General features: G+C 69.9%; 19 protein-coding genes. 12 read left to right on the top strand and 7 right to left on the bottom strand.

The genetic code is table 11. The features are described from left to right. Window positions 1-8: 8 nt before the first annotated feature. Window positions 9-1307: an MFS transporter gene (locus tag ACZ6WN_RS08880; protein WP_465864147.1), complete on the bottom strand. Its 1299-nt coding sequence runs from the start codon at window positions 1305-1307 to the stop codon at window positions 9-11. A 71-nt stretch (window positions 1308-1378) separates the two neighbouring features. On the opposite strand from ACZ6WN_RS08880, the gene ACZ6WN_RS08885 reads away from it, so the two are divergent. Continuing rightward, window positions 1379-2362 carry a GlxA family transcriptional regulator gene (locus tag ACZ6WN_RS08885; protein ID WP_465864148.1) on the top strand — a complete coding sequence of 328 codons (984 nt, stop codon included), beginning with the start codon at window positions 1379-1381 and terminating at the stop codon, window positions 2360-2362. A 95-nt stretch (window positions 2363-2457) separates the two neighbouring features. Next, window positions 2458-3360 (top strand): DMT family transporter, encoded by a 903-nt coding sequence (locus ACZ6WN_RS08890; RefSeq protein WP_465864150.1) that lies wholly within the window; start codon window positions 2458-2460, stop codon window positions 3358-3360. Here the strand turns inward: ACZ6WN_RS08890 and ACZ6WN_RS08895 are convergent, their stop codons facing one another. Next, on the bottom strand, window positions 3361-3873 hold the full coding sequence (locus ACZ6WN_RS08895; RefSeq protein ID WP_465864151.1) for a type III secretion system chaperone family protein: 513 nt from the start codon (window positions 3871-3873) through the stop codon (window positions 3361-3363). Further along, window positions 3870-5126, bottom strand: a complete 1257-nt coding sequence (mshA, locus tag ACZ6WN_RS08900; protein ID WP_465864152.1) for a D-inositol-3-phosphate glycosyltransferase — start codon at window positions 5124-5126, stop codon at window positions 3870-3872. The genes ACZ6WN_RS08895 and mshA overlap by 4 nt, the downstream gene beginning before the upstream one ends. A 146-nt stretch (window positions 5127-5272) precedes the next feature. Here mshA and ACZ6WN_RS08905 point away from each other — a divergent pair, with 146 nt between their 5' ends. Both ACZ6WN_RS08905 and ACZ6WN_RS08910 read left to right on the top strand, forming a co-directional pair. After that, complete coding sequence (locus ACZ6WN_RS08905) at window positions 5273-6016, top strand: SDR family NAD(P)-dependent oxidoreductase (RefSeq protein ID WP_465864154.1); 744 nt, start codon at window positions 5273-5275, stop codon at window positions 6014-6016. 49 nt (window positions 6017-6065) lie between these two features. After that, window positions 6066-6758 carry an aspartate/glutamate racemase family protein gene (locus ACZ6WN_RS08910; RefSeq protein ID WP_465864155.1) on the top strand — a complete coding sequence of 231 codons (693 nt, stop codon included), beginning with the start codon at window positions 6066-6068 and terminating at the stop codon, window positions 6756-6758. A 22-nt stretch (window positions 6759-6780) separates the two neighbouring features. Here the strand turns inward: ACZ6WN_RS08910 and ACZ6WN_RS08915 are convergent, their stop codons facing one another. Next, complete coding sequence (locus ACZ6WN_RS08915) at window positions 6781-8088, bottom strand: M4 family metallopeptidase (protein ID WP_465864157.1); 1308 nt, start codon at window positions 8086-8088, stop codon at window positions 6781-6783. A 99-nt stretch (window positions 8089-8187) separates the two neighbouring features. On the opposite strand from ACZ6WN_RS08915, the gene typA reads away from it, so the two are divergent. The 8 genes from typA to ACZ6WN_RS08955 all read left to right on the top strand — a co-directional run bounded on the left by typA (window position 8188) and on the right by ACZ6WN_RS08955 (window position 17730). After that, a complete protein-coding gene (typA, locus tag ACZ6WN_RS08920) occupies window positions 8188-10080 on the top strand; it encodes a translational GTPase TypA (RefSeq protein WP_465864159.1) in 1893 nt (630 codons plus the stop codon). 74 nt (window positions 10081-10154) lie between these two features. After that, complete coding sequence (locus ACZ6WN_RS08925) at window positions 10155-11036, top strand: SIS domain-containing protein (protein ID WP_465864160.1); 882 nt, start codon at window positions 10155-10157, stop codon at window positions 11034-11036. A 53-nt stretch (window positions 11037-11089) separates the two neighbouring features. Then, entirely contained in the window at window positions 11090-11926 is an 837-nt protein-coding gene (locus ACZ6WN_RS08930) for a class II fructose-bisphosphate aldolase (protein WP_465864162.1), read from the top strand. Between the two features lie 137 nt (window positions 11927-12063). After that, a complete protein-coding gene (locus ACZ6WN_RS08935; RefSeq protein WP_465864164.1) occupies window positions 12064-13359 on the top strand; it encodes an ABC transporter substrate-binding protein in 1296 nt (431 codons plus the stop codon). A gap of 7 nt (window positions 13360-13366) precedes the next feature. Continuing rightward, a complete protein-coding gene (locus ACZ6WN_RS08940) occupies window positions 13367-14332 on the top strand; it encodes a carbohydrate ABC transporter permease (protein ID WP_465864166.1) in 966 nt (321 codons plus the stop codon). A gap of 79 nt (window positions 14333-14411) precedes the next feature. Next, a complete protein-coding gene (locus tag ACZ6WN_RS08945; protein WP_465864168.1) occupies window positions 14412-15260 on the top strand; it encodes a carbohydrate ABC transporter permease in 849 nt (282 codons plus the stop codon). Next, on the top strand, window positions 15257-16717 hold the full coding sequence (locus tag ACZ6WN_RS08950; RefSeq protein WP_465864169.1) for a glycoside hydrolase family 1 protein: 1461 nt from the start codon (window positions 15257-15259) through the stop codon (window positions 16715-16717). Before ACZ6WN_RS08945 ends, ACZ6WN_RS08950 begins: the two co-directional genes overlap by 4 nt. 14 nt (window positions 16718-16731) lie before the next feature. Then, a complete protein-coding gene (locus ACZ6WN_RS08955) occupies window positions 16732-17730 on the top strand; it encodes a LacI family DNA-binding transcriptional regulator (RefSeq protein WP_465864170.1) in 999 nt (332 codons plus the stop codon). 18 nt (window positions 17731-17748) lie between these two features. On the opposite strand, the gene fahA is transcribed toward ACZ6WN_RS08955, so the two are convergent. Genes fahA through ACZ6WN_RS08970 form a run of 3 tightly spaced genes read right to left on the bottom strand, consistent with a single transcriptional unit; the run spans window position 17749 to window position 20938 of the window. Then, a complete protein-coding gene (gene fahA, locus ACZ6WN_RS08960; protein WP_465864172.1) occupies window positions 17749-18927 on the bottom strand; it encodes a fumarylacetoacetase in 1179 nt (392 codons plus the stop codon). Continuing rightward, on the bottom strand, window positions 18924-19760 hold the full coding sequence (locus ACZ6WN_RS08965) for a hypothetical protein (protein ID WP_465864173.1): 837 nt from the start codon (window positions 19758-19760) through the stop codon (window positions 18924-18926). The genes fahA and ACZ6WN_RS08965 overlap by 4 nt, the downstream gene beginning before the upstream one ends. Then, the gene (locus ACZ6WN_RS08970) at window positions 19757-20938 is read right to left on the bottom strand and encodes a homogentisate 1,2-dioxygenase domain-containing protein (RefSeq protein ID WP_465864175.1); all 1182 of its coding nucleotides are present in this window, start codon (window positions 20936-20938) and stop codon (window positions 19757-19759) included. Before ACZ6WN_RS08970 ends, ACZ6WN_RS08965 begins: the two co-directional genes overlap by 4 nt. Window positions 20939-20983 lie beyond the last annotated feature (45 nt).

Here is a 20983-nt window from a genome sequence, read left to right on the forward strand (position 1 = left end):
CGGTTTCTCTACATACCTTGCTGAACCGCCACCGGCTCCCGCGGCATCACCAGCGACATCAGAGCGGCGGCGGCGCACAGCGCGCCGGCGGCGTACCAGACCAGGTCGTAGGAGCCGGTGACGTCGCGGACGACGCCGCCGACCCACGCGACCAGGCCGGCGCCGACCTGGTGGGAGGCGAGGACCCAGCCGAAGACGATCGGGGCATCCTCGGGCCAGACCTCGCGGCACAGCGCGAGGGTGGGCGGCACGGTGGCGACCCAGTCGAGGCCGTAGAAGACGATGAAGAAGACCATCGGGAGGTGCACCTCGGGCGCCAGCAGCATCGGCAGGAAGATCAGCGAGATCCCGCGCAGCGAGTAGTAGACGCCGAGCAGCACCACCGGGTTGAACCGGTCGGTGAGCCAGCCGGAGAAGATCGTCCCGGCGACGTCGAAGATCCCGATCACGGCGAGCAGCGAGGCGGCCGCGACGGTGGCCATCCCGTGGTCGTGCGCGGCGGGCACGAAGTGGGTCCTGATCAGCCCGTTCGTGGTGATGCCACAGATCGCGAAGGCACCGGCTAGGAGCCAGAAGGCCTTCGTACGCATCGCCATCCCGAGCACCCGCACGGTGCGTAGCGCGGCGCCGGTCGCGGGTGCGGGCCGCGGCACGATCTGCGAGGCGCCGTAGGGCGCCAGGCCGACGTCTGCCGGGTAGTCGCGGAGCAGGAGCAGCACGAACGGGATCACCGCGGCGGCGACCAGGGCGATGGTGACCGAGGCGGCCCGCCAGCCGAACTCGCCGATCAGGATCGCCAGCACCGGCAGGAAGATCAGCTGTCCCGAGGCGCCGCCGGCGGTCAGCAGACCGCTGACCAGGCCCTGCCGCTTGTCGAACCAGCGGGTGGTGATCGTCGCGCCGAAGGCGAGCGCCATGCAGCCGCTGCCGCCCCCGACCAGGACGCCCCAGCCGAGGACGAACTGCCAGGACTGGCTCATCCAGACGGTGCCGAGCGAGCCGAGGGTGATCATGGTCAGCGCGACGGCGACCACGGGGCGGATCCCGAAGCGGTCCATCAGTGCGGCGGCGAACGGCGCGGTCAGGCCGTAGAGCGCGAGCTGCAGCGTGATCCCGACGCCGATCGTGCCCCGCGACCAGCCGAACTCATCGTGCAGCGGGCCGACCAGGAGGCCCGGTGCCGCGGTGAAGGCCGCGGCGCCGACGATCGTCACGAAGGCGATGGCGGCCACCCACCAAGCGGGGTGGATGCGGGGGCGGCGCGGCGAGGTGCGGCCGCCGACCGGCGGGGTCGTCGTCTGGCTCATGGGGATGATCCTGCCGAGTCCGCATCCTTCCGGACAGTGGCCTGATTGACATCTATCGGTAAGATCCAGCCATGAGCGACGTGTGGGTGGCTTCTCCGCATCGGGTAGCGGTGCTGATCCAGGACGGGTTCATCCCGTTCGAGATCGGCATCCCGCACCGGATCTTCGGCAAGGCCCGCGACAGCGAGGACCGGCTGCTCTACGAGGTCGTCACCTGCACCACCGACGGCCCCGGACCGGTGCAGTCGGACTCGGACCTGGTCGTGCTCGCGCCGCACGGACCCGAGGCGCTCGCGGACGCGGACACCGTGGTGATCCCGAAGTTCGGCCGCGACTACCCGACGGTCTCGGACGGGGTGCTGTCGGCGCCGCTGAAGGAGGCGCTCGACCTGATCCGCCCCGGCACCCGGATCATGTCGATCTGCACCGGCGCGTTCGCACTCGCGGCCGCGGGCCTCCTCGACGGCCGGCCGGCGACCACCCACTGGGCCCACACCGACGACTTCCGCACCCTGTTTCCGCAGGTCAAGCTGGACCCTGACGTACTCTTCGTCGACGACGGCGACATCCTCACCTCCGCCGGCGTGGCCTCCGGTCTGGACCTCTGCCTGCATGTCGTACGCAGGGACCACGGCGCCGCGGTCGCCAACCGCGTCGCCCGGGTGACGGTCGTACCTCCCCACCGCGACGGCGGACAGGCGCAGTTCATCCGGCACCACGCACCTGCTCCCGGCGACACCGGCATCTCGGCGGCGACCGCCTGGGCCCTCGCCCATCTCGACCGGCCGCTCAGCCTGGAGACGATGGCGGCCCAGGTCTCGATGTCCGTACGCACCTTCACCAGGCGGTTCCGCGACGAGACCGGCGACTCCCCCGGCCGCTGGCTGCAGCGTCAGCGCATCGAGCTCGCCCGCACGCTCCTGGAGACCACCGATCTCTCGATGGAGCAGGTAGCCGCCCGCTGTGGCCTCAACACCGCCCAGTCCCTCCGCCTCCACTTCCACGCCGCCCTCGGCATCACCCCCACCGCGTACCGCCGCACCTTCCGCGGCTGACCACCCTGCCGAGGTGGGGACGAGATGGCGGGATGTCGAACATCGATGACGGTTATCCGCTCGCCCGAAGGCGTACGGGTCTCTAGCCTTTTACCGTGACGACGACGATCGACCCCGCGCCCGCAACCACGACACCGCTCTGGAAGCCACTCGTGGCCTGTGGGGTCACGCTGGTGCTCTGGGCGTCGGCGTTCGTGGGGATCCGTCATCTGGGCGACACCGTCCCGCCGGGGAGCCTGTCGCTGGGGCGGCTGGTGGTGATGGTCGCGGCGCTCGGCGCCTACCTCGCGCTGAAGGGCGGGTTCCGGCTGCCGACGCGGAAGGAGTGGCCGCTGATCGCTCTGGGCGGGGCGTCATGGCTGGGCGTGTACAACCTGGCGCTCAACGAGTCCGAGCGCCGGATCGACGCGGCGACCGCGGCGCTGATCGTGCAGGTCGGCCCGATCGTGGTGGCGCTCCTCGCGGGCCTCGTGCTCAAGGAGACGATCCACCGGTGGATCCTGATCGGCACCGGCGTCGGCTTCGCGGGTGTCGTCGTCATCGGGCGCGCCTCGGCCAACGGTGACACCGGCGACTGGATCGGCGTCGCCCTCTCGGTCGTCGCCGCGCTCACCTTCGCGGTCGGCGTCCTCACCCAGAAGAAGCTGCTGCCGACGATGAGCGCGCTGCTGCTGACGTTCTGGTACGCCATCGCCGGCCTCGTCATCTGCCTGCCCTGGTCGTACGAGCTGGCCACCACGATCCCCGACATCAGCGTCGCCAACGTCGGCTGGATCGTCTACCTCGGCCTCTTCCCGAGCGCGCTGGCCTTCGTGACCTGGGCGTACGCCCTCTCCCACTCCGATGCCGGCAAGTTCGCGCAGTCGACGTTCCTGGTGCCGTTCATCACCGCGCTGATGGCGTGGCTGGTGCTCGACGAGGTGCCGCCGGCGCTCGCGTTCGTCGGTGGCGCGATGTGCATCGCGGGTGTGCTGATCACCCGCCGCCGACCGCGCTGATCACTCCTTCTCGAGCCAGCCCCGGAACGCCTCGAGGTTGGCGGTGGGCTCCCCGCGCAGCTTGCGCCACTCCCACTCCTTGCGGATCGAGGAGGCGAAGCCCAGCTCGAGGATGGTGTTGAAGGACTCGTCCGCGTAGGTCAGGACCGAGCCGAGCAGGCGATCGAGCTCGTCCGCCGTGACCATCGCCAGCGGCAGCCGGCCGTCGAGATAGATGTCGCCGAGCCGGTCGAGCCCGAACGCGACCCCGTAGAGCCGCAGGTTGCGCTCGAGCAGCCAGCGGTAGACGGCCTCGAAGTTCTCGTCGGGACGGCGGCACACGAAGGCGTGCACGCCGAGGGCGTGCTGTCCCAGGTCGAGCCGGACCGGCGTCTGCAGCTTGCGCTCGCCCGGGAGCGAGAACGAGAAGACCACCTCGTCACCCGGCTGCGACGTCTCGTCCCAGGTCAGGTCGTTGGACTTCAGCCAGCCGCGTACGACCTCTTCCAGGTCTGCCCGCGATTCCGCAGTCATGCCGTCAGCTCCTCACGCATCGACATCTTGGCGTCTGCATAGACCTCGAGCGTATTGCGTGCGGTGAGATCCCAGGAGAAGTCCTGGGCGTGTCTGCGGGCGCCTTCGGCCAGCGCCGACCAGCGCGAGTGGGAGGCGATGGCGTTGGTGAGGGCGTCGGCCCACTGGGCGGGGTCGTGCCCGTCGACCAGGAGGCCGCTGCGGCCGTGGTGCACCGCGGTGGTGAGACCACCGACCGCGGCCGCGACGACAGGGGTGCCGCAGGCCTGGGCCTCGACGGCGACCAGCCCGAACGACTCGTTGTAGGAGGGGACGGCGACGACGGAGGCGGCGGAGTACCAGAGCGCGAGCTCGTCCTGGCGCACCGGCGGGACGAACCGGACCACGTCGGATATCCCCAGCTCGGCCGCCAGATCGGCCAGCCCGGTCGGGTGCTCCAGACCGGAGCCGGAGGGCCCGCCGACGATCGGGACGACCAGGTTGCGGCGCAGGGACGGGTCGCGGGCGAGCATCACCGCGGCCGCCCGCAGGAGTACGTCGGGAGCCTTGAGCGGCTGGATGCGACCGGCGAAGAGGAGCACGTGAGCCCGGGCCGGGAGCCCGAGCGCGGCCCGCGCCTCGGCCCGACCGCGCGGACGGAAGACCCGCAGGTCGACCCCGGGATGCACGACGGCGACGCGGCCCGGCTCCGCGTCGTACATGTTGATCAGCTGCTTGGCCTCGAGGTCGGTGTTGGCGATCAGCATGTCGGCCGCCTCGACCACCTGCTCCTCCCCGATCACCCGGGCCTCCGGTTCGGGGCTGTCGCCCTCGGCGAGCGCCTCGTTCTTGACCTTGGCCATGGTGTGCATCGAGTGGACCAGCGGCACTCCCCAGCGGTCGCGGGAGAGCGCCCCGACCTGGCCCGAGAGCCAGTAGTGGGAGTGCACGGCGTCGAAGTAGCCCGGCGGGTTGGACGCCTCCGCGCGGAGCACCTCACGCGCGAACGTGCACAGCTGCCCGGGAAGGTCGCCCTTGGCCAGTCCCTCGAACGGACCGGCGTGGACGTGGTGCACCGCCACCCCGTCGTACGCCTCCACGACCTGCGGCAGGCGCGAGGAGGTCGCGCGCGTGAAGATGTCGACCGCGATGCCCTGGGTGGCCAGCCGCCGGGAGAGCTCGAGCACGTACACGTTCATCCCGCCGGCGTCGCCGGTGCCGGGCTGGTCGAGCGGAGAGGTGTGCAGACTGACCATCGCTACGCGGTGGATCATTCCTGCCCCTTTGTGTCTATGCCTGTGGTCCCGTCTCTCAACACCCGGAACCCGTTCATCATTCCCGGCCGCGCGAACCCGCGTGAATCGTCTTCGATCGTGGGACCCGGTGGGCATAGTCGAGCGACTGACGAGAGAATGGCCGCATGTCGTCCAAGAATGCTGTCGTCACCGGCGCCTCGAGCGGGATCGGCGCCGCCACCGCCCGCCAGCTCGCCAAGGAGGGCTACCACGTCTTCCTCGCCGCTCGCCGAGCCGACCGGATCGAGGCCTTGGCCGCCGAGATCGGTGGCACCGCGATCGCGACCGACGTCACCTCCGACGACTCCGTGGCCGCGCTCGTCGAGGCGGTCGGCGGCCGTCTCGACCTGCTGGTCAACAACGCCGGCGGCGCCTTCGGCGTGGACAAGGTGGCCGAGGCCGACCTGACCAAGTGGCAGGCGATGTTCGAGGTCAACGTGATCGGCCTGACCCGCGTGACCAAGGCGCTGCTCCCGGCGCTGGTCGCCTCGGGAGCGGGCGCGGTCATCAATGTCGGCTCGATCGCCGGCCGGCGCGCCTACGAGGGCGGCGCGGGCTACAACGCGGCCAAGTTCGGCACCCGGGCGGTCACCGAGGCGCTGCGCCTGGAGATCGTCGACAAGCCGGTGCGGATCATGGAGATCGCCCCGGGCATGGTCCAGACCGAGGAGTTCTCGCTCGTACGCCTCGGGGGCGACCAGGCGGCGGCCGACGCGGTCTACCAGGGCGTCGCGGACCCGCTGGTGGCCGAGGACATCGCCGACGCCATCGTGTGGATGGCGACGCGTCCGGCTCACGTCAACATCGACGAGCTGGTCATCAAGCCGCGCGCCCAGGCAGCCCCGCACAAGGTGCACCGAGAGGGCTGATCAGCCGAGGATTCAGCACCCGGCAGCCGACGGTGCCACACTCGATGTCGTGCAGACGATCGGACTCATCGGCGGCATGAGCTGGGAAAGCACCGCCGCTTACTACGAGGGACTCAACAAGGGTGTCCAGGAGCGGCTCGGCGGACTCCACTCCGCCAAGATCGTGCTGGCCTCCGTCGACCTGGCCGAGCTGACGGCACTCCAGGAGAAGGAGTCCTGGGACCAGGTCGCCGAGATCCTGGTCGCCGCGGCCCGCAGCGTGGTGGCAGGCGGCGCCGACTTCATCCTGCTGTGCACCACCACCTTCCACAAGGTCTACGACGAGGTAGCGGCCGCCGTCGACGTGCCCGTGCTGCACCTGGCCGACGAGCTGGCCGCGAAGGCCAAGGAGCTCGGCATCACCAAGGCCGGGTTCCTCGCCTCCCGCTACACCGTGGAGAACGACTTCTTCGCCCAGCGGATCTCCGACCACGGCGTCGACGTGAACCTGCCCGACCCCCTCCACGTGGAGATGCTCGACTCGATCATCTACGAGGAGCTCATCCACCGGATCGTCGTGCCCGGCTCACGCAAGCGTGTCCTCGAGGTCGTCCACGAGCTGTGGGACGCCGGCTCCGACGGCGTGATCCTCGGTGCCTCCGAGCTCAGCCTCCTGGTGCGGCCCAGCGACGTCGACGTACCCATCCTCGACGCCATCACCGTGCACGTCGAGGCCGCGCTGGACCGCGCCCTCCCGGAGTAGCCCCCAGCGGCAGCGGCGCCGGCTACTTCTCGAGGAGCTCCTGGGCGAGCGCGTGCAGCTCGGGGGTCAGGTCGCCCTCGTGGACGACGACGGTGCGGCCGTCGACCTCGAACTCGTAGATGTATCGGTCGGCCCCCTTCGGCTTCGACGGAGCGGCGCCGCCGGCGACCAGGTCGCGCACGGTGGCCACCTGGGCCGCCGAGGGGGCGAGCTCGGCCGACCCCTCCTTGGTACGTCCCAGGAAACCGCCGCTGCGGCGTACCTTCACCAGGGTCGGCGCCTCGCCGTCGGGCGCGGGCGTCCCGGACGCCGGGGTGACCCCGACCTCGGACCAGGCGGTGGTGACCGCCTCGGCGTGGTCGCCGGCCTCGGCGACCGTGGCCGCGGCGAACCCGGCGAAGTCGGTGTCGGTGGAGACGGCGCCGTTGGTCAGCGCCGCGTACCAGATCTTGCCGGCGCCGTCCCACGAGCTGCCGCCGATCGCCGTGGCGGCGAGGGCGAAGGCACGGTTGGGAATGCCGGAGTTGATGTGGACGCCGCCGTTGTCGTCGGTGCCGTCGTAGAGGTCGTCCATGTGGGCCGGCTGCGGGTCCTTGCCGAGGGTCGGGTCGTCGTAGGCGGTCCCCGGCTCGAGCATGTGTCGCAGCCCGACGCCCTGGACCGACTCGGTGAAGAGGCCCTCGCCGATGATCCAGTCGGCCTCCTCGGCGATCTGGCCGAGCAGACGCTGCTTGAGGCAGGAGCCGAACACGTCCGACATCGACTCGTTGAGCGCGCCGGGCTGGCCCTGGTAGACGAGCCCGGCGGTGTGCTCGGTGACCGCGTGGGAGAGCTCGTGGCCGATCACGTCGACGGCCTTGGTGAACCGCTGGAAGATCTCGCCGTCGCCGTCGCCGAAGACCAGCTGGGTGCCGTCCCAGAAGGCGTTGGCGTAGTCCCGGTCGTAGTGAACGGTCATCACGACCTCCGCGCCCTGACCGTCGTAGGAGTCGCGGCCGTAGACCTCCTCGAAGAGGGCCAGCGAGCCGGTGATGCCCGTCGCGGCCTCGTCGACGCTCTCGTCGCCCGACTCGGGCTCGCCCGCGGCGCGGACCTTCTCCCCGGGCAGGTCGGTGCCGTTGTTCGCGGTGTGGACCGTCCAGTCCCCGGCCTCGGCGGTGGTCTCGGCCGTGGTCTCGCCGGCTTCGGGGGCTGCACGCAGGGCGAGAACCCTGGTCAGGTGCTCGGACCGAGCGGCTCGAAACGCGTTGTCCCGGTCGACGCGGCCGGCATCGATCCGCTGCATGAGATACGGGGGCACGATCTGGCACACGTGTTTCCGAGAAGTCATGGACCTCAGCCAACCGTCATCTCCGGATGCGGGTCAAGGAGGTCACGGCGGATAAGATCAGTCGTCCCGTCCCGCGCCAGAAATCGAGCCGCTTCGCACATGTCCGAGACCCTCAAGGCCAATCTCCGCAACGTCGCCATCGTTGCGCACGTCGACCACGGCAAGACCACGCTGGTCGACGCCATGCTGCGTCAGGCAGGCACCTTCACCGAGCACGAGGCCGAATCGGTCGCCGACCGGGTCATGGACTCCGGTGAGCTCGAGCGCGAGAAGGGCATCACCATCCTCGCGAAGAACACCGCCATCCACTACACCGGGCCGAGCGCGCCCGAGGGGATGACGATCAACATCATCGACACCCCCGGCCACGCCGACTTCGGTGGCGAGGTCGAGCGCGGCCTGTCGATGGTCGACGGGATCGTGCTGCTGGTCGACGCCTCCGAGGGCCCGCTCCCCCAGACCCGGTTCGTGCTGCGCAAGGCGCTCAACGCCGACATGCCGGTCGTGCTGGTGGTCAACAAGGTCGACCGCCCCGACGCCCGCATCGAGGAGGTCGTCGACGAGACGTACGAGCTCTTCATGGACCTGCTCGACGACTCCCACAGCCAGGACGCGCTCGACTTCCCGGTGATCTACGCCTCGGGCAAGGCCGGCGTGGCGTCGCTCGAGCAGCCGGAGAACGGCACCCTGCCCGACTCCAAGGACCTCGAGCCGCTGTTCCAGACGATCATGGAGACCATCCCGGCTCCGACCTACGTCGAGGGCGCGCCGCTCCAGGCCCACGTCACCAACCTCGACGCGAGCCCGTTCCTCGGCCGCCTCGCGCTGGTCCGCATCCACCAGGGCACCCTGAAGAAGGGCCAGAACGTCGCCTGGATGCGGCGTGACGGCGAGGTCAAGAACGTACGCATCACCGAGCTGCTCATCACCGAGGGGCTCGAGCGCAAGCCGGGCGAGATCGCCGGCCCCGGCGACATCGTCGCCATCGCCGGCATCCCGGACATCACCATCGGCGAGACCCTCGCCGACCCGGAGAACCCGGTCGCGCTGCCGCTCATCCATGTCGACGAGCCGGCCATCTCGATGACCATCGGCACCAACACCTCGCCGCTGGTCGGCAAGGTCAAGGGCTCGAAGGTGACCGCGCGTCTGGTCAAGGACCGCCTCGACTCCGAGCTCATCGGCAACGTGTCGCTGAAGATCCTCAACACCGAGCGCCCCGACGCCTGGGAGGTCCAGGGCCGTGGCGAGCTGGCGCTGGCGATCCTGGTCGAGCAGATGCGCCGCGAGGGCTACGAGCTGACCGTCGGCAAGCCGCAGGTGGTCACCAAGGAGATCGACGGCAAGATCCACGAGCCGTTCGAGCGTCTGACCATCGACGCGCCGGAGGAGTACCTCGGCTCCATCACCGAGCTGCTCGCGAACCGCAAGGGCCGCATGGAGGGCATGACCAACCACGGCACCGGCTGGGTGCGCATGGAGTTCATCGTGCCGGCGCGTGGCCTGATCGGCTTCCGCACCGAGTTCCTCACCGAGACCCGTGGCACCGGCATCGCCCACCACATCTCCGAGGGCTATGACCGCTGGGCCGGCGAGATCCGCTCGCGCAACAACGGCTCGCTCGTCGCCGACCGGGCCGGTGCGGCCACGGCGTACGCGATGACCTCGCTGCAGGAGCGCGGCGTCATGTTCGTCGAGCCGGCGACCGAGGTCTACGAGGGCATGATCGTCGGCGAGAACTCTCGCGCCGACGACATGGACGTCAACATCACCAAGGAGAAGCAGCAGACCAACGTCCGCTCCGCCACCTCCGACAACTTCGAGAAGCTCATCCCGCCGAAGAAGCTCTCGCTCGAGCAGTGCCTGGAGTTCTGCCGCGAGGACGAGTGCGTCGAGGTCACCCCCGACATGGTCCGCATCCGCAAGGTCGTCCTCGACCAGAACGACCGCGCCAAGATCGCGAGCCGGGCGCGCAAGGCCAACAAGTCCTGACCGACCTTCGTGACGGCCGCCGACCCTGTGGGCCGGCGGCCGTTTCGTTGTCATCTGCCTGCGACACTTCCCCCATGAGGCGTACGCATGTGGAGGCCGAGATCGCGACCCAGCCGTCGACGTGGCGAGCGGCGGCGGCCTTGCTGCCGGAGGTGGCCGGTCTGTTGCCGCGCGCCGGCGAGCGGGTGGCGGTGGTCGGGTGCGGGACGTCGTGGTTCATGGCGATGGCCTACGCCGGCCTGCGCGAGGCCGCGGGGCAGGGCGAGACCGATGCGTTCACGGCCTCGGAGCTCCCGCCGCGGCGTCGCTACGACCGGGTCGTGGCGATCACCAGGTCGGGGACGACGACCGAGGTGCTGCGGCTGCTCGCCTCGGTGGAGGCCCCGACCGTCGCGATCACCGGGGTCCCGCAGGAGCAGGTCAAGGACGTCGCCGACGAGGTCGTCGGGCTGCCCTTCGCCGACGAGGAGTCGGTCGTGCAGACCAGGTTCGCGACCACGACGCTGGCGCTGCTGCGGGCCCATCTCGGTCACGACGTCGAGGCGCTGGCGACCGACGCGGAGCACGCCCTGAGCGAGGACGTCGCCCCACATCTGAGCGCCGAGCAGATCAGCTTCGTCGGGCAGGGCTGGACGATCGGGCTGGCCCAGGAGGCGGCGCTGAAGACCCGCGAGGCGGCCCAGTTCTGGGCCGAGGCGTACCCCGCGATGGACTACCGTCACGGACCGATCTCGATCGCCGAGCCCGGCCGGGACGTCTGGTCCTTCGGCGAGGCACCCGAGGGCCTGCGGGAGCAGGTCGTCGCGACCGGCGCCGGGTTCGTCACCAGCGACCTCGACCCGCTGGCACAGCTCGTCCTCGCCCAGCGGGTGGCCGTCGGCCTGGCGCTCGGCCGCGGCCTCGACCCCGACCGGCCACGCCACCTGACCCGAGCCGTCGAGCTCCCGGACCGATGACCACGGCAGCGGCCGCCGTCCGACCTCTCGTCCCTGTCGTCAAGGAGAGCTGAGTGACCCTCACGACCACCGCCTCGCTGATCAGCGCGGCCTACGCGGAGGGCCGCGGCGTCGCCGCCTTCAACGCGATCAACCTGGAGACCGTCGAGGCGATCGCCACCGGCGCCGAGAGCGCGAACCGGCCGGTCATCGTGCAGATCAGCGAGAACGCGGTGCGCTACCACGGCGGCCTGGCCCCGCTGGCCCAGGCCGCGATCGCGGTCGCGTCCGGCTCGACGATGCCGATCTCGCTTCACCTCGACCATGCGACCGACGAGCGCCTGGTCGGGATCGCGGTCGATCTCGGCTTCTCGTCGGTCATGTACGACGCCTCCCAGCTCCCCTACGAGGACAACCTCACCCGCACCGCCGCCGTCGCCCGTCGCTGCCACGACCGCGGCGCCCACATCGAGGCGGAGCTCGGCGAGGTCGGCGGGAAAGCTGGCGTCCACGCGCCCGGCGTACGCACCGACCCGGGCGAGGCGGCCGCGTTCGTCGCCGGCACCGGTGTCGACGCCCTCGCCGTCGCGGTCGGCTCGAGCCACAAGATGACCACCCGCGACGCGGCCCTGGACGAGGCGCTGATCGCGAAGATCCGCCGTGCCGTCGGCGTCCCGCTGGTCCTGCACGGCTCCTCCGGAGTGAGCGACGACGGGCTCCGAGCCGCCATCGCCGCCGGGATGACGAAGATCAACGTCGCCACCCAGCTCAACAAGGCCTTCACCGCCGCGGTCCGCGAGGCCCTCGGCGCCGACCCGGCCCTGGTCGACCAGCGCCGCTATCTCGGCGCCGGGCGGGACGCCATGGCTGCGGAGACCGCACGTCTGCTGACGGTGATTTCGAGCCGCTAGAAGTGGAAGCGCTCCCACACCAACTAAATCGTTACCACCGCTCCTCTTGACAGAGTCTTGTGAGGGCAATCACACTCTCCCTAATCCCGAGAGTGGAAGCGCTCTCACTCCCCACACAGACGTGCAGGAGCACTCCCGTGTCCAACAACTCCAAGCCCTGGCTCCGCCGGCCCAGGACCGCCCTGGCCGCATGTGCCGTCGCCTCTCTCGTCGCCGGCCTGACGGCCTGCGGCGGCGGTGACGGCGACGAGCAGTCCTCTCTCGGTAAGGACGACACGCTCACCATCACCACGTTCAGCGAGTTCGGCTACGACGACCAGATCAAGAAGTGGAACGCCGACCCCGAGCGTCCCTTCAAGATCAAGCAGACCAAGATCGCCGAGTGGGACACCTGGAAGGAGTCCATGACCAAGGCTCTCCAGGCCGGCACCGAGCTCCCCGACGTGATCGCGGTCGAGGGTGACGCCATGGCGGCGCTGGTCGCCGAGGGCGCGAACGAGCAGTTCGCCGACATCTCCGACCCCGAGCTCGACGGCCGCTGGGTCGAGTACGCCTACAAGGCCGGTCAGACCACCGACGGCAAGCAGATCGGCTATCCGACCGACATCGGCCCCGAGGCGATCTGCTACCGCGCCGACCTCTTCGAGAAGGCCGGCCTCCCGAGCGACCCCGAAGGCGCCGCAGCCCTCTTCAAGGACTGGGACACCTACTACAAGACCGGCGAGCAGTTCACCAAGAAGCTCCCCGAGACGAAGTGGTACGACGCCTCCGGCTCGGTCGCGCAGGCCATGCTCAACCAGGTCGAGTTCCCGTTCCAGACCGAGGACCAGAAGGTCAACGTCGAGAACGACGAGCTGAAGGCGGTCTACGACACGGTCACGAAGTACTCCCCGACCCTGTCCACCAAGGTCGTCCAGTGGGGCGAGGACTGGCAGGCGAACTTCACCAACGACGGCTTCGCGACGATGCCGTGCCCGGGCTGGATGTTCGCCAACATCAAGTCCTCGGCGCCGGACGTGACGGGCTGGCGGATCGCTGACGCCTTCCCGGGCGGCGGCGGCAACTGGGGCGGCTCGTTCCTCGCGGTCCCGGCCAGCGGTGCGCACACCGAGGAGGCCCAGGAGGTCGCCGACTACCTGACCAACGCCGAGTCGCAGGTCTCCGCGTCCAAGGCTGCCGGCAACTTCCCGGGCAACCTCGAGGCGCAGAAGACCCTCCAGGCCGAGAACGCCGAGGACCCCTACTTCGGCAACGCCAAGACCACCGAGATCCTGACCAACCGTGCCGCTGCGGTCACGCCGGGCGTCCCGTTCAAGGGCGACAAGTACTCCGACGTGCTCGGCCTCTTCCAGACCGCGATCCAGCGTGTCGACGAGGGTGAGGACCCCGAGACGTCCTGGACGACCTTCGTCGGGGCCGTGGACAAGCTCTGATCTGACGATGCTCAAGACATCCCCCCAGGCGAGCCGCTCGCCGCAGGGCCCCTCGGCCCTGCGGCAGCGGCTCAGCCGCTGGGACGTGAAGTACGCGCCGTACCTCTTCGTCGCGCCGTTCTTCATCGTCTTCGCGGTGATCGGCCTCTACCCGCTGCTCTACACGGGCTACCTGTCCTTCTTCTCCTGGCCGCGCTTCGGCGGCGCTGTCGGTGACCCGGTCGGCTGGGCGAACTATGTCCACGTCATCACCGACCCGGTCTTCCACAAGGCCCTGGTCAACACGATCGGGATCTTCCTGCTCTCCTCGGTGCCGCAGGTGATCGTCGCGACGCTCATCGCGGCGCTCCTCGACACCAACCTGCGCGGACGCTCCTGGTGGCGGATGTCGGTCCTCCTGCCGTACGTCGTCGCCCCCGCCGCGGCCGCGCTCATCTGGAGCGCGATCTTCGCCGACAAGTCCGGGCTCGCCAACCAGATGCTCGGCGTGATCGGGATCGACCCGATCGGCTGGCACACCGACCGCTTCGCCAGCTGGACGGCGATCGCGACGATGGTCAACTGGCGCTGGACCGGCTACAACACGCTGATCATCCTGGCGGCGATGCAGGCGGTCCCCCGCGACCTCTACGAGTCCGCCTCCCTCGACGGGGCCGGCAGCACACGCCAGTTCTGGAACATCACGCTGCCTTCGATCCGCCCCACGATGATCTTCGTGATCGTCACCTCGACGATGGGCGGTCTGCAGATCTTCACCGAGCCGCGGCTCTTCGACACCAACCTGCAGCACCAGGGCGGAGCGAACTACCAGTTCCAGACCCTGACGATGTACGTCTTCAACACCGCCAACAGCGCGACCGACCCCTACCCCCGGGCGGCCGCCGCGGCCTGGCTGCTGTTCCTGCTCATCGTCGGGATCGCCCTGCTCAACTTCGTGATCACCCGCGCGATCCAGAACAGAGGTGCCCGATGAGCGAGCGTCAGCGAGCGAACATCGAAACTTTCATCGGGCCGCGTCCGTATTCTGGCGCTCGCGCTACGGAGGTGGCCCGATGAGCTCCAAGATGCACAGCATCAACAAGCCGGGCTTCCTGGTCTACGCGCTGCTCGCCGCGTTCGTCCTCGGCTCCGTCTTCCCCCTCTACTGGTCGTACGTCATGGGCACGGTCACCAGGGAGCGGACCCTCCAGTCGCCTCCCCCGCTGGTGCCCGGCGGTCACTTCATCGACAACGCCAAGCGGGTCTTCGACCAGATCGACTTCTGGTCGGCGCTGCTCAACTCGGTCGTCGTCTCGAGCATCGGCGCACTCTCGGTGGTGGCGTTCTCGACGCTGGCGGGCTACGCGTTCGCGAAGCTCCGCTTCAGGGGGTCCAACGTGCTGATGGCGTTCATCGTCATGACACTGGCGGTCCCGACCCAGCTCGCACTGGTGCCGATGCTGAAGCAGTTCAGCAACCTCGGCCTCGACGGCACCCTGACCGCGGTCACCCTGCCGTGGCTGGTGACCGCCTTCGGGGTGTTCTTCATGCGTCAGTACCTCGTCGACGCGATCCCCGACGAGCTGATCGACGCGGCCCGCGTCGACGGCTGCTCTCAGATTCGCATCGTCTGGACCGTTGCCGTCCCGGCAGCACGTCCGGCGATGGCGATCTTGGCGCTGTTCACGTTCATGAGCGTCTGGACGGACTTCATGTGGCCCCTGCTGGTGCTGCAGAACTCCGACGTCCAGACCCTCCAGACCGCGCTCGACAAGCTCAAGATCGCACCCGGGCAGGGGCTGAGCGACCTCGCTCTGCTCCAGGCCGGGACCATCATGGCGACGATCCCGTTGCTGCTGTTGTTCATCGCCACCGGACGCCACCTGGTGTCCGGCATCATGCAAGGAGCCGTCAAAGGATGACCACCCCGACCTACCCGGGCCGCACCTTCCCCGACAACTTCCTCTGGGGCGCGGCCACCGCGTCCTACCAGATCGAGGGAGCCATCGACGAGGACGGACGTACGCCCAGCAACTGGGACACCTTCTCCAAGGTGCCGGGGGCGATCCTCAACGGCGACACCGGCGAGGTGGCCTGCGACCACTACCACCGGGTGCCCGAGGACGTCGCGCTGATGAAGCGCCTCAACCTGGCCTCGTACCGGTTCTCGACGGCGTGGCCGCGGATCCGCCCCGACGGCGGGAAGGTCAACCAGGCGGGGCTCGACTTCTACAGCCGTCTCGTCGACGAGCTGCTGGAGGCCGAGATCGCGCCATGGGTCACGCTCTACCACTGGGACCTGCCGCAGGCGCTGGAGGACCAGGGCGGCTGGACCAGCCGGGACACCGCCTACCGGTTCGTGGAGTACGCCACGACCGTCTACGACGCGCTCTCCGACCGTGTCGACCACTGGACGACGCTGAACGAGCCGTGGTGCTCGGCGTTCCTCGGCTACTCCGGTGGTCAGCACGCGCCGGGTCGTCAGGAGGGTGTGGCCGGGATCGTCGCGGCCCACCACCTGATGCTCGGGCACGGCCTCGTGGTCAACGAGCTGCGCGACCGCGGCGCGACGCCGGAGAACGGCAAGTATCTCGGCATCACCCTCAACCCGACGGTCGTCGACCCCTACGACGCCGACCGTCCCGAGGACGTCGACATGACCCGGCGGATCGACGGCCTGCACAACCGGGTGTTCTTCGAGCCGCTGTTCCGCGGCAAGTACGCCGACGACCTGGCCGCCGACACCGAGGGGCTCACCTTCCAGGGCCGGCCGTGGCAGGACTGGGTGCTCGAGGGCGACCTGGAGGTCATCTCCGCCCCGCTGGACGTGCTCGGGATCAACTTCTACTTCGGCAACGCCATCGCGGCGGAGCCGTTCGAGATCGACCCCGACCAGGTGCTGGGCAGCCGGCTCGTGCACTCCGACCTGCCGCGGGGGAACCCCTACCCCGGCGCCGAGTTCGTCACCCCGCGGACGGGTCGCCCCACGACCGCCCGCGACTGGGAGATCGACCCGGTCTGGCTCACTCGGCTGCTGACCCGGCTCAGCGACGAGTACGGTGCCCCGCCGATCTACATCACCGAGAACGGCGCCTACTATGACGACGTGGTCGAGGACGGAGCAGTGCACGACACCGCCCGGCTCGACTACATCGACCAGCACCTGCGCGCGACCCTCGACGCGATCGAGCAGGGTGCGGACGTACAGGGCTACTTCGCCTGGTCCCTGCTCGACAACTTCGAGTGGAGCTACGGCTACGCGCACCGGTTCGGGATCGTGCACGTGGACTTCGAGACCCAGGTGCGTACGCCGAAGGACAGCGGCCTCTGGTTCGCCGATGTCGCCGCCCACAACCGGGTGCCGGCCCGGAAGGAATAGGCACTGTCGTGAACATGCCTACGCTCGACGAGGTCGCCCGGCTGGCTGGTGTCAGCCGGGCGACCGCGTCGCGCGCGATCAACGGTGGCTCGCGCGTCTCGGCGAAGGCCGCCGAGGCCGTCGCCGAGGCGGTCCGCACCCTCGGCTACACCCCCAACCCGGCGGCGCGGTCGCTGGTGACCCGGCGCACCGACTCGGTCGCCATGGTCATCCCCGAGGCCGACGAGCGGGTCTTCGCCGACCCGTTCTTCGCGCGTACGCTGCGCATCGTCACCCGGGCCCTCTCGGCCCGCGACCTGCAGGTGGTCCTCCTGATCGCGCGTCCGGGCGAGGAGGAGGAGCGGATGCTGCGCTACCTGCGCGGGGGCCACATCGACGGCGCCATCGTCGTCTCCTCGCACCGCAGCGACCTGCTCGCCGACCATGTCGCCGACCTCGGTCTGCCGGCGGCCTTCGTCGGCCGCCCGTGGACCGGTGCCCACCGGGTCTCCTACGCCGACACCGACAACTTCGCCGGCGCCCGCGAGGTCACCCAGGTGCTCATCGACCGTGGCTGCCGCCGGATCGGCACCATCACCGGCCCCGCCGACATGAGCGCTGGCGCCGACCGGGTGGCCGGCTGGCGGGCCGCCCTGGACGCTGCCGGTCTCGCCGCCGACGCGGTCGTCGAGGGCGACTTCACCGAGGACGGCGGCGAGGCCGCCTGCGAGATCCTGCTGGGCAGACATCCCGACATCGACGGCCTCATGGTCGCCTCCGACCTGATGGCCGCGGGCGCCCTCCGCACCCTCGGCCGGGCCGGCCGCCGTGTCCCCGACGACGTCGCGGTCGTCGGCTACGACGACCTCGGCATCGCCGAGCGCACCGCTCCCCCGCTCACCACGGTCAAGAACCCGATCGGCGACATGGCCGAGGAGGCCGCCCGGCTCCTCCTCGCCCAGCTCGACGGCACCACCACCATCCCGCGGCGCGTGGTCTTCGCGCCCGAGCTGGTGCGGCGTACGTCTGCCTGATCAGGGCGGCGGGATCGATCAGTCGACGCGTCCGACGATGCGGCCGCGGGCCTCGCCGAACCCGATCCGGGTCCCGTCGGCACCGGGGGCGGTGGCGAGAAGCGCGATCTCGTCGCCGTCCTCCACGAAGGTGCGCGGGGCGCCGTTGACCTCGATCGGCTCGGCTCCACCCCAGGTCAGCTCGATGAACGCGCCGCGCGCGTCCTTGTCCGGGCCGGAGATGGTTCCGGAGGCGAACAGGTCACCGGTACGGCTGGGGGCACCGTTGACGGTCTGGTGTGCGAGCATCTGCGCGGGTGACCAGTACATGGCCGCGTACGGCGGCCGGGACACGACCTGCCCGTTCCAGACCACCTCGAGCTCGATGTCCAGACCCCACGGACGCTGCATCTGCAGGTAGGGCAGGACCGCGGGCTCCTGGGTGGGAGTCGGGACCCGTGCGGCGTCGAGCGCGAGCAGCGGGACGACCCAGGGCGAGATGGTCGAGGCGAACGACTTGCCGAGGTTCGGGCCGAGCGGGACGTACTCCCAGGCCTGGATGTCGCGCGCGGACCAGTCGTTGAACAGCACCACGCCGAAGATGTGCCGCTCGGCGTCGTCGGCGGGGACGCTGGTCCCCATCGCGCTCCCGGTGCCGACGACGAATCCCAGCTCGGCCTCGATGTCGAGACGGGTGGACGGACCGAAGACCGGCAGCTCGTCGGCGGCGTCCTTGCGCTGGCCGGACGGGCGGACGATCTCGGTGCCGGAGACGACGATCGAGGAGGATCTGCCGTGGTAGCCGACGGGCAGATGCTTCCAGTTCGGCAGCAGCGGCTCGGCGACCTGAGGACGGAACAGCCGGCCGAGGTTGGCGGCGTGGTGCTCGGAGGCATAGAAGTCGACGTAGTCGGCGACCTCGAACGGGAGGTGGAGCGTGACGTCCCGCAGATCGTGCACGGCCTCGTCGGGCACCTCACCCTGGATCCGCTCGGTGATCGACGCGCGCACCTCGACCCACCGCTCATGGCCCTGCGCCATGAACGGGTTGAGGCTGCCGGTGGCGAAGACGTCGTCGCCGAGCAGGAGGGCCAGGTCGACCACGTGCTCGCCCAGCCGGACCCCGACCCGCGGCTCCTGGCCGGAGACGGAGTAGACCCCGTAGGGCAGGTTGGCCAGGCCGAAGAGCGAGCCGTCGGGGATGCTGATTCTGGTCACGCGAGATCCTTCTTGTAGCGGGGGTCGAGCAGGCCGAGGTCGACCAGCTCGGTGATGGGCTCGTCCACGGAGCAGGTGCCGAAGGAGCAGAACGCCTCCCGCACCGCGGGGTCGAGCGCCCGGACCTGCTCGGCGAGACGGGCTCCGTCCCGCTCGGCGAGCAGTGTGGCGACCTTGGTGTCATCGGCGCCGTCGCGCGCAGACCCGGTCGCCACCAGGACGTTGAGGAAGCCGTGCTGCTCGAACCCCGTCGCGGGGTCCGTGTTGCGCACCGCGTGGTGCAGGCCGGCGGTGGCCTTGAAGGGCACCCCGAGGGCGACCGCGGACCTGACCGCCGCCGCCAGCTCCGCCTCGTCGGGGTAGAGGTCCGCGCGGACGCCGCCGGTGCGGAACTTGGCCCGGTAGCGGGTGCCCGCCAGTGCTGCGAGGACGTCGCCGCGGCGACCGTCCCGGGGCACCTCGACATAGATGGTCAGGCCGGCGTCGAGCCCGGCGGCGTCGAGCGTGGACAGAGCCTCCGCGGCGGTGGTCCCGTCCGGAAGCGCGACCTCGAGCCCGACGAGCCGGACGGACCGGACCGCTCGTGCCGCGGCGATCGCCGGAGCGAGTCCCGGCAGCGGAACCGTCAGGGTGAGGTCCAGGGAGTTCTCGGGCCTATCTCCCAGGACGCGTTCGAGCGCGCCCAGGTCCTTGGCGGCCAGGACGAGCGGCCCGATCAGGCCGGCGTGGACCGACCGCAGGTGACGTACGTGTCCGGCGACGGCCTCCTCGATCGACGCGTTCCCCGGCGGGAAGACGGCAGCGTCGTCGAGCAGCTCGGTCAGGAGCCTCATCGGTTGCGCACCCAGGAGTAGGCGTAGGTGCCGTCGTCGGTCGAGCGGCCCGCCTCGCCGAGCAGCAGCGGCCGGAAGGTGTCGACCATGACGGCGAGCTCGTCGAAGAACTCCGCACCGATGCTGCGCTCGTACGCCCCCGGCTGCGGGCCGTGCGGGTGGCCACCCGGGTGCAGCGAGATCGAGCCCTGGCCGATGCCGGATCCCTTGCGTGCCTCGTAGTCGCCGCCGCAGTAGAACATCACCTCGTCGGAGTCGACGTTGGAGTGGTAGTAGGGCACCGGGATCGCGAGCGGGTGGTAGTCGACCTTGCGCGGCACGAAGTTGCAGATGACGAAGTTGTTGCCCTCGAACACCTGGTGCACGGGGGGCGGCTGGTGGATCCGGCCGGTGATCGGCTCGAAGTCCCGGATGTTGAACGCGTACGGGTAGAGGCACCCGTCCCAGCCGACGACGTCGAAGGGGTGGTGGGGCAGCACGTGGACGCTGCCCGCGATCCCGTCCGGACCACGGTGCTTGATGTAGACCTCGACGTCCTCGCCCTCGACCAGCTTCGGTCCCTCGGGCAGCCGGAGGTCGCGCTCGCAGTAGGGGGCGTGCTCGAGCAGCTGACCGTGCTTCGAGAGGTAGTTGCGGGCCGGCCCGATGTGGGAGCTGGCCTCGATCGCGTAGATGCGCAGGACACCGTCGGGAACGATCCGGTACGTCGTCGCCCGCGGGACGATCACGTAGTCGCCGTCCGCCACCTCGAGGTCACCGAAGACGGTCTCGACCCGTCCCGCGCCGTCCTCGACGTAGAGGCACTCGTCGCCGAGCGCGTTGCGGTAGTAGGGGCTCACCGCGTCGGCCACGACGTAGGACAGCCGTACGTCGTCGTTGCCGAGCAGCAGGCGACGGCCGGTCACCGCGTCGATGCCGGTCGCACCCTCCGCGAAGATCTTGTGGGTCGAGAGGTGCCGCGGGATGAGCGGGTGGTTCGGCACGAGGGACTGGTCGCTCAGCTCCCAGGTGCGGTACTCGCGCACGGCCGAGGGGATGTTCCGGTGGTAGAGGAGCGAGGAGTCGGAGGAGAAGCCCTCCTCCCCCATGAGCTCCTCGAAGTAGAGGTTCCCGGCTTCGTCGCGGTGCTGCGTGTGCCGCTTGGGGGGAACGGCACCAGCGGAGTGGTAGTACGGCATGGGGTCTCTCCTTGTGCGTTGAACGCACATTTATGTGCGCTCTAA

This window comes from Nocardioides sp. NPDC054178 (genome assembly GCF_055585005.1).

What these genes read in the sequence shown, in the direction of transcription:
- ACZ6WN_RS08895 (WP_465864151.1), bottom strand. Translation starts at nt 3,873, where the DNA reads ATGACTGCGGAATCGCGGGCAGACCTGGAAGAGGTCGTACGCGGCTGG.
- ACZ6WN_RS08925 (WP_465864160.1), top strand. Translation starts at nt 10,155, where the DNA reads ATGAGGCGTACGCATGTGGAGGCCGAGATCGCGACCCAGCCGTCGACG.
- ACZ6WN_RS08905 (WP_465864154.1), top strand. Translation starts at nt 5,273, where the DNA reads ATGTCGTCCAAGAATGCTGTCGTCACCGGCGCCTCGAGCGGGATCGGC.
- ACZ6WN_RS08970 (WP_465864175.1), bottom strand. Translation starts at nt 20,938, where the DNA reads ATGCCGTACTACCACTCCGCTGGTGCCGTTCCCCCCAAGCGGCACACG.
- ACZ6WN_RS08880 (WP_465864147.1), bottom strand. Translation starts at nt 1,307, where the DNA reads ATGAGCCAGACGACGACCCCGCCGGTCGGCGGCCGCACCTCGCCGCGC.
- ACZ6WN_RS08940 (WP_465864166.1), top strand. Translation starts at nt 13,367, where the DNA reads ATGCTCAAGACATCCCCCCAGGCGAGCCGCTCGCCGCAGGGCCCCTCG.
- typA (WP_465864159.1), top strand. Translation starts at nt 8,188, where the DNA reads ATGTCCGAGACCCTCAAGGCCAATCTCCGCAACGTCGCCATCGTTGCG.
- ACZ6WN_RS08915 (WP_465864157.1), bottom strand. Translation starts at nt 8,088, where the DNA reads ATGACTTCTCGGAAACACGTGTGCCAGATCGTGCCCCCGTATCTCATG.
- ACZ6WN_RS08945 (WP_465864168.1), top strand. Translation starts at nt 14,412, where the DNA reads ATGAGCTCCAAGATGCACAGCATCAACAAGCCGGGCTTCCTGGTCTAC.
- ACZ6WN_RS08950 (WP_465864169.1), top strand. Translation starts at nt 15,257, where the DNA reads ATGACCACCCCGACCTACCCGGGCCGCACCTTCCCCGACAACTTCCTC.
- ACZ6WN_RS08885 (WP_465864148.1), top strand. Translation starts at nt 1,379, where the DNA reads ATGAGCGACGTGTGGGTGGCTTCTCCGCATCGGGTAGCGGTGCTGATC.
- mshA (WP_465864152.1), bottom strand. Translation starts at nt 5,126, where the DNA reads ATGATCCACCGCGTAGCGATGGTCAGTCTGCACACCTCTCCGCTCGAC.
- ACZ6WN_RS08965 (WP_465864173.1), bottom strand. Translation starts at nt 19,760, where the DNA reads ATGAGGCTCCTGACCGAGCTGCTCGACGACGCTGCCGTCTTCCCGCCG.
- ACZ6WN_RS08955 (WP_465864170.1), top strand. Translation starts at nt 16,732, where the DNA reads ATGCCTACGCTCGACGAGGTCGCCCGGCTGGCTGGTGTCAGCCGGGCG.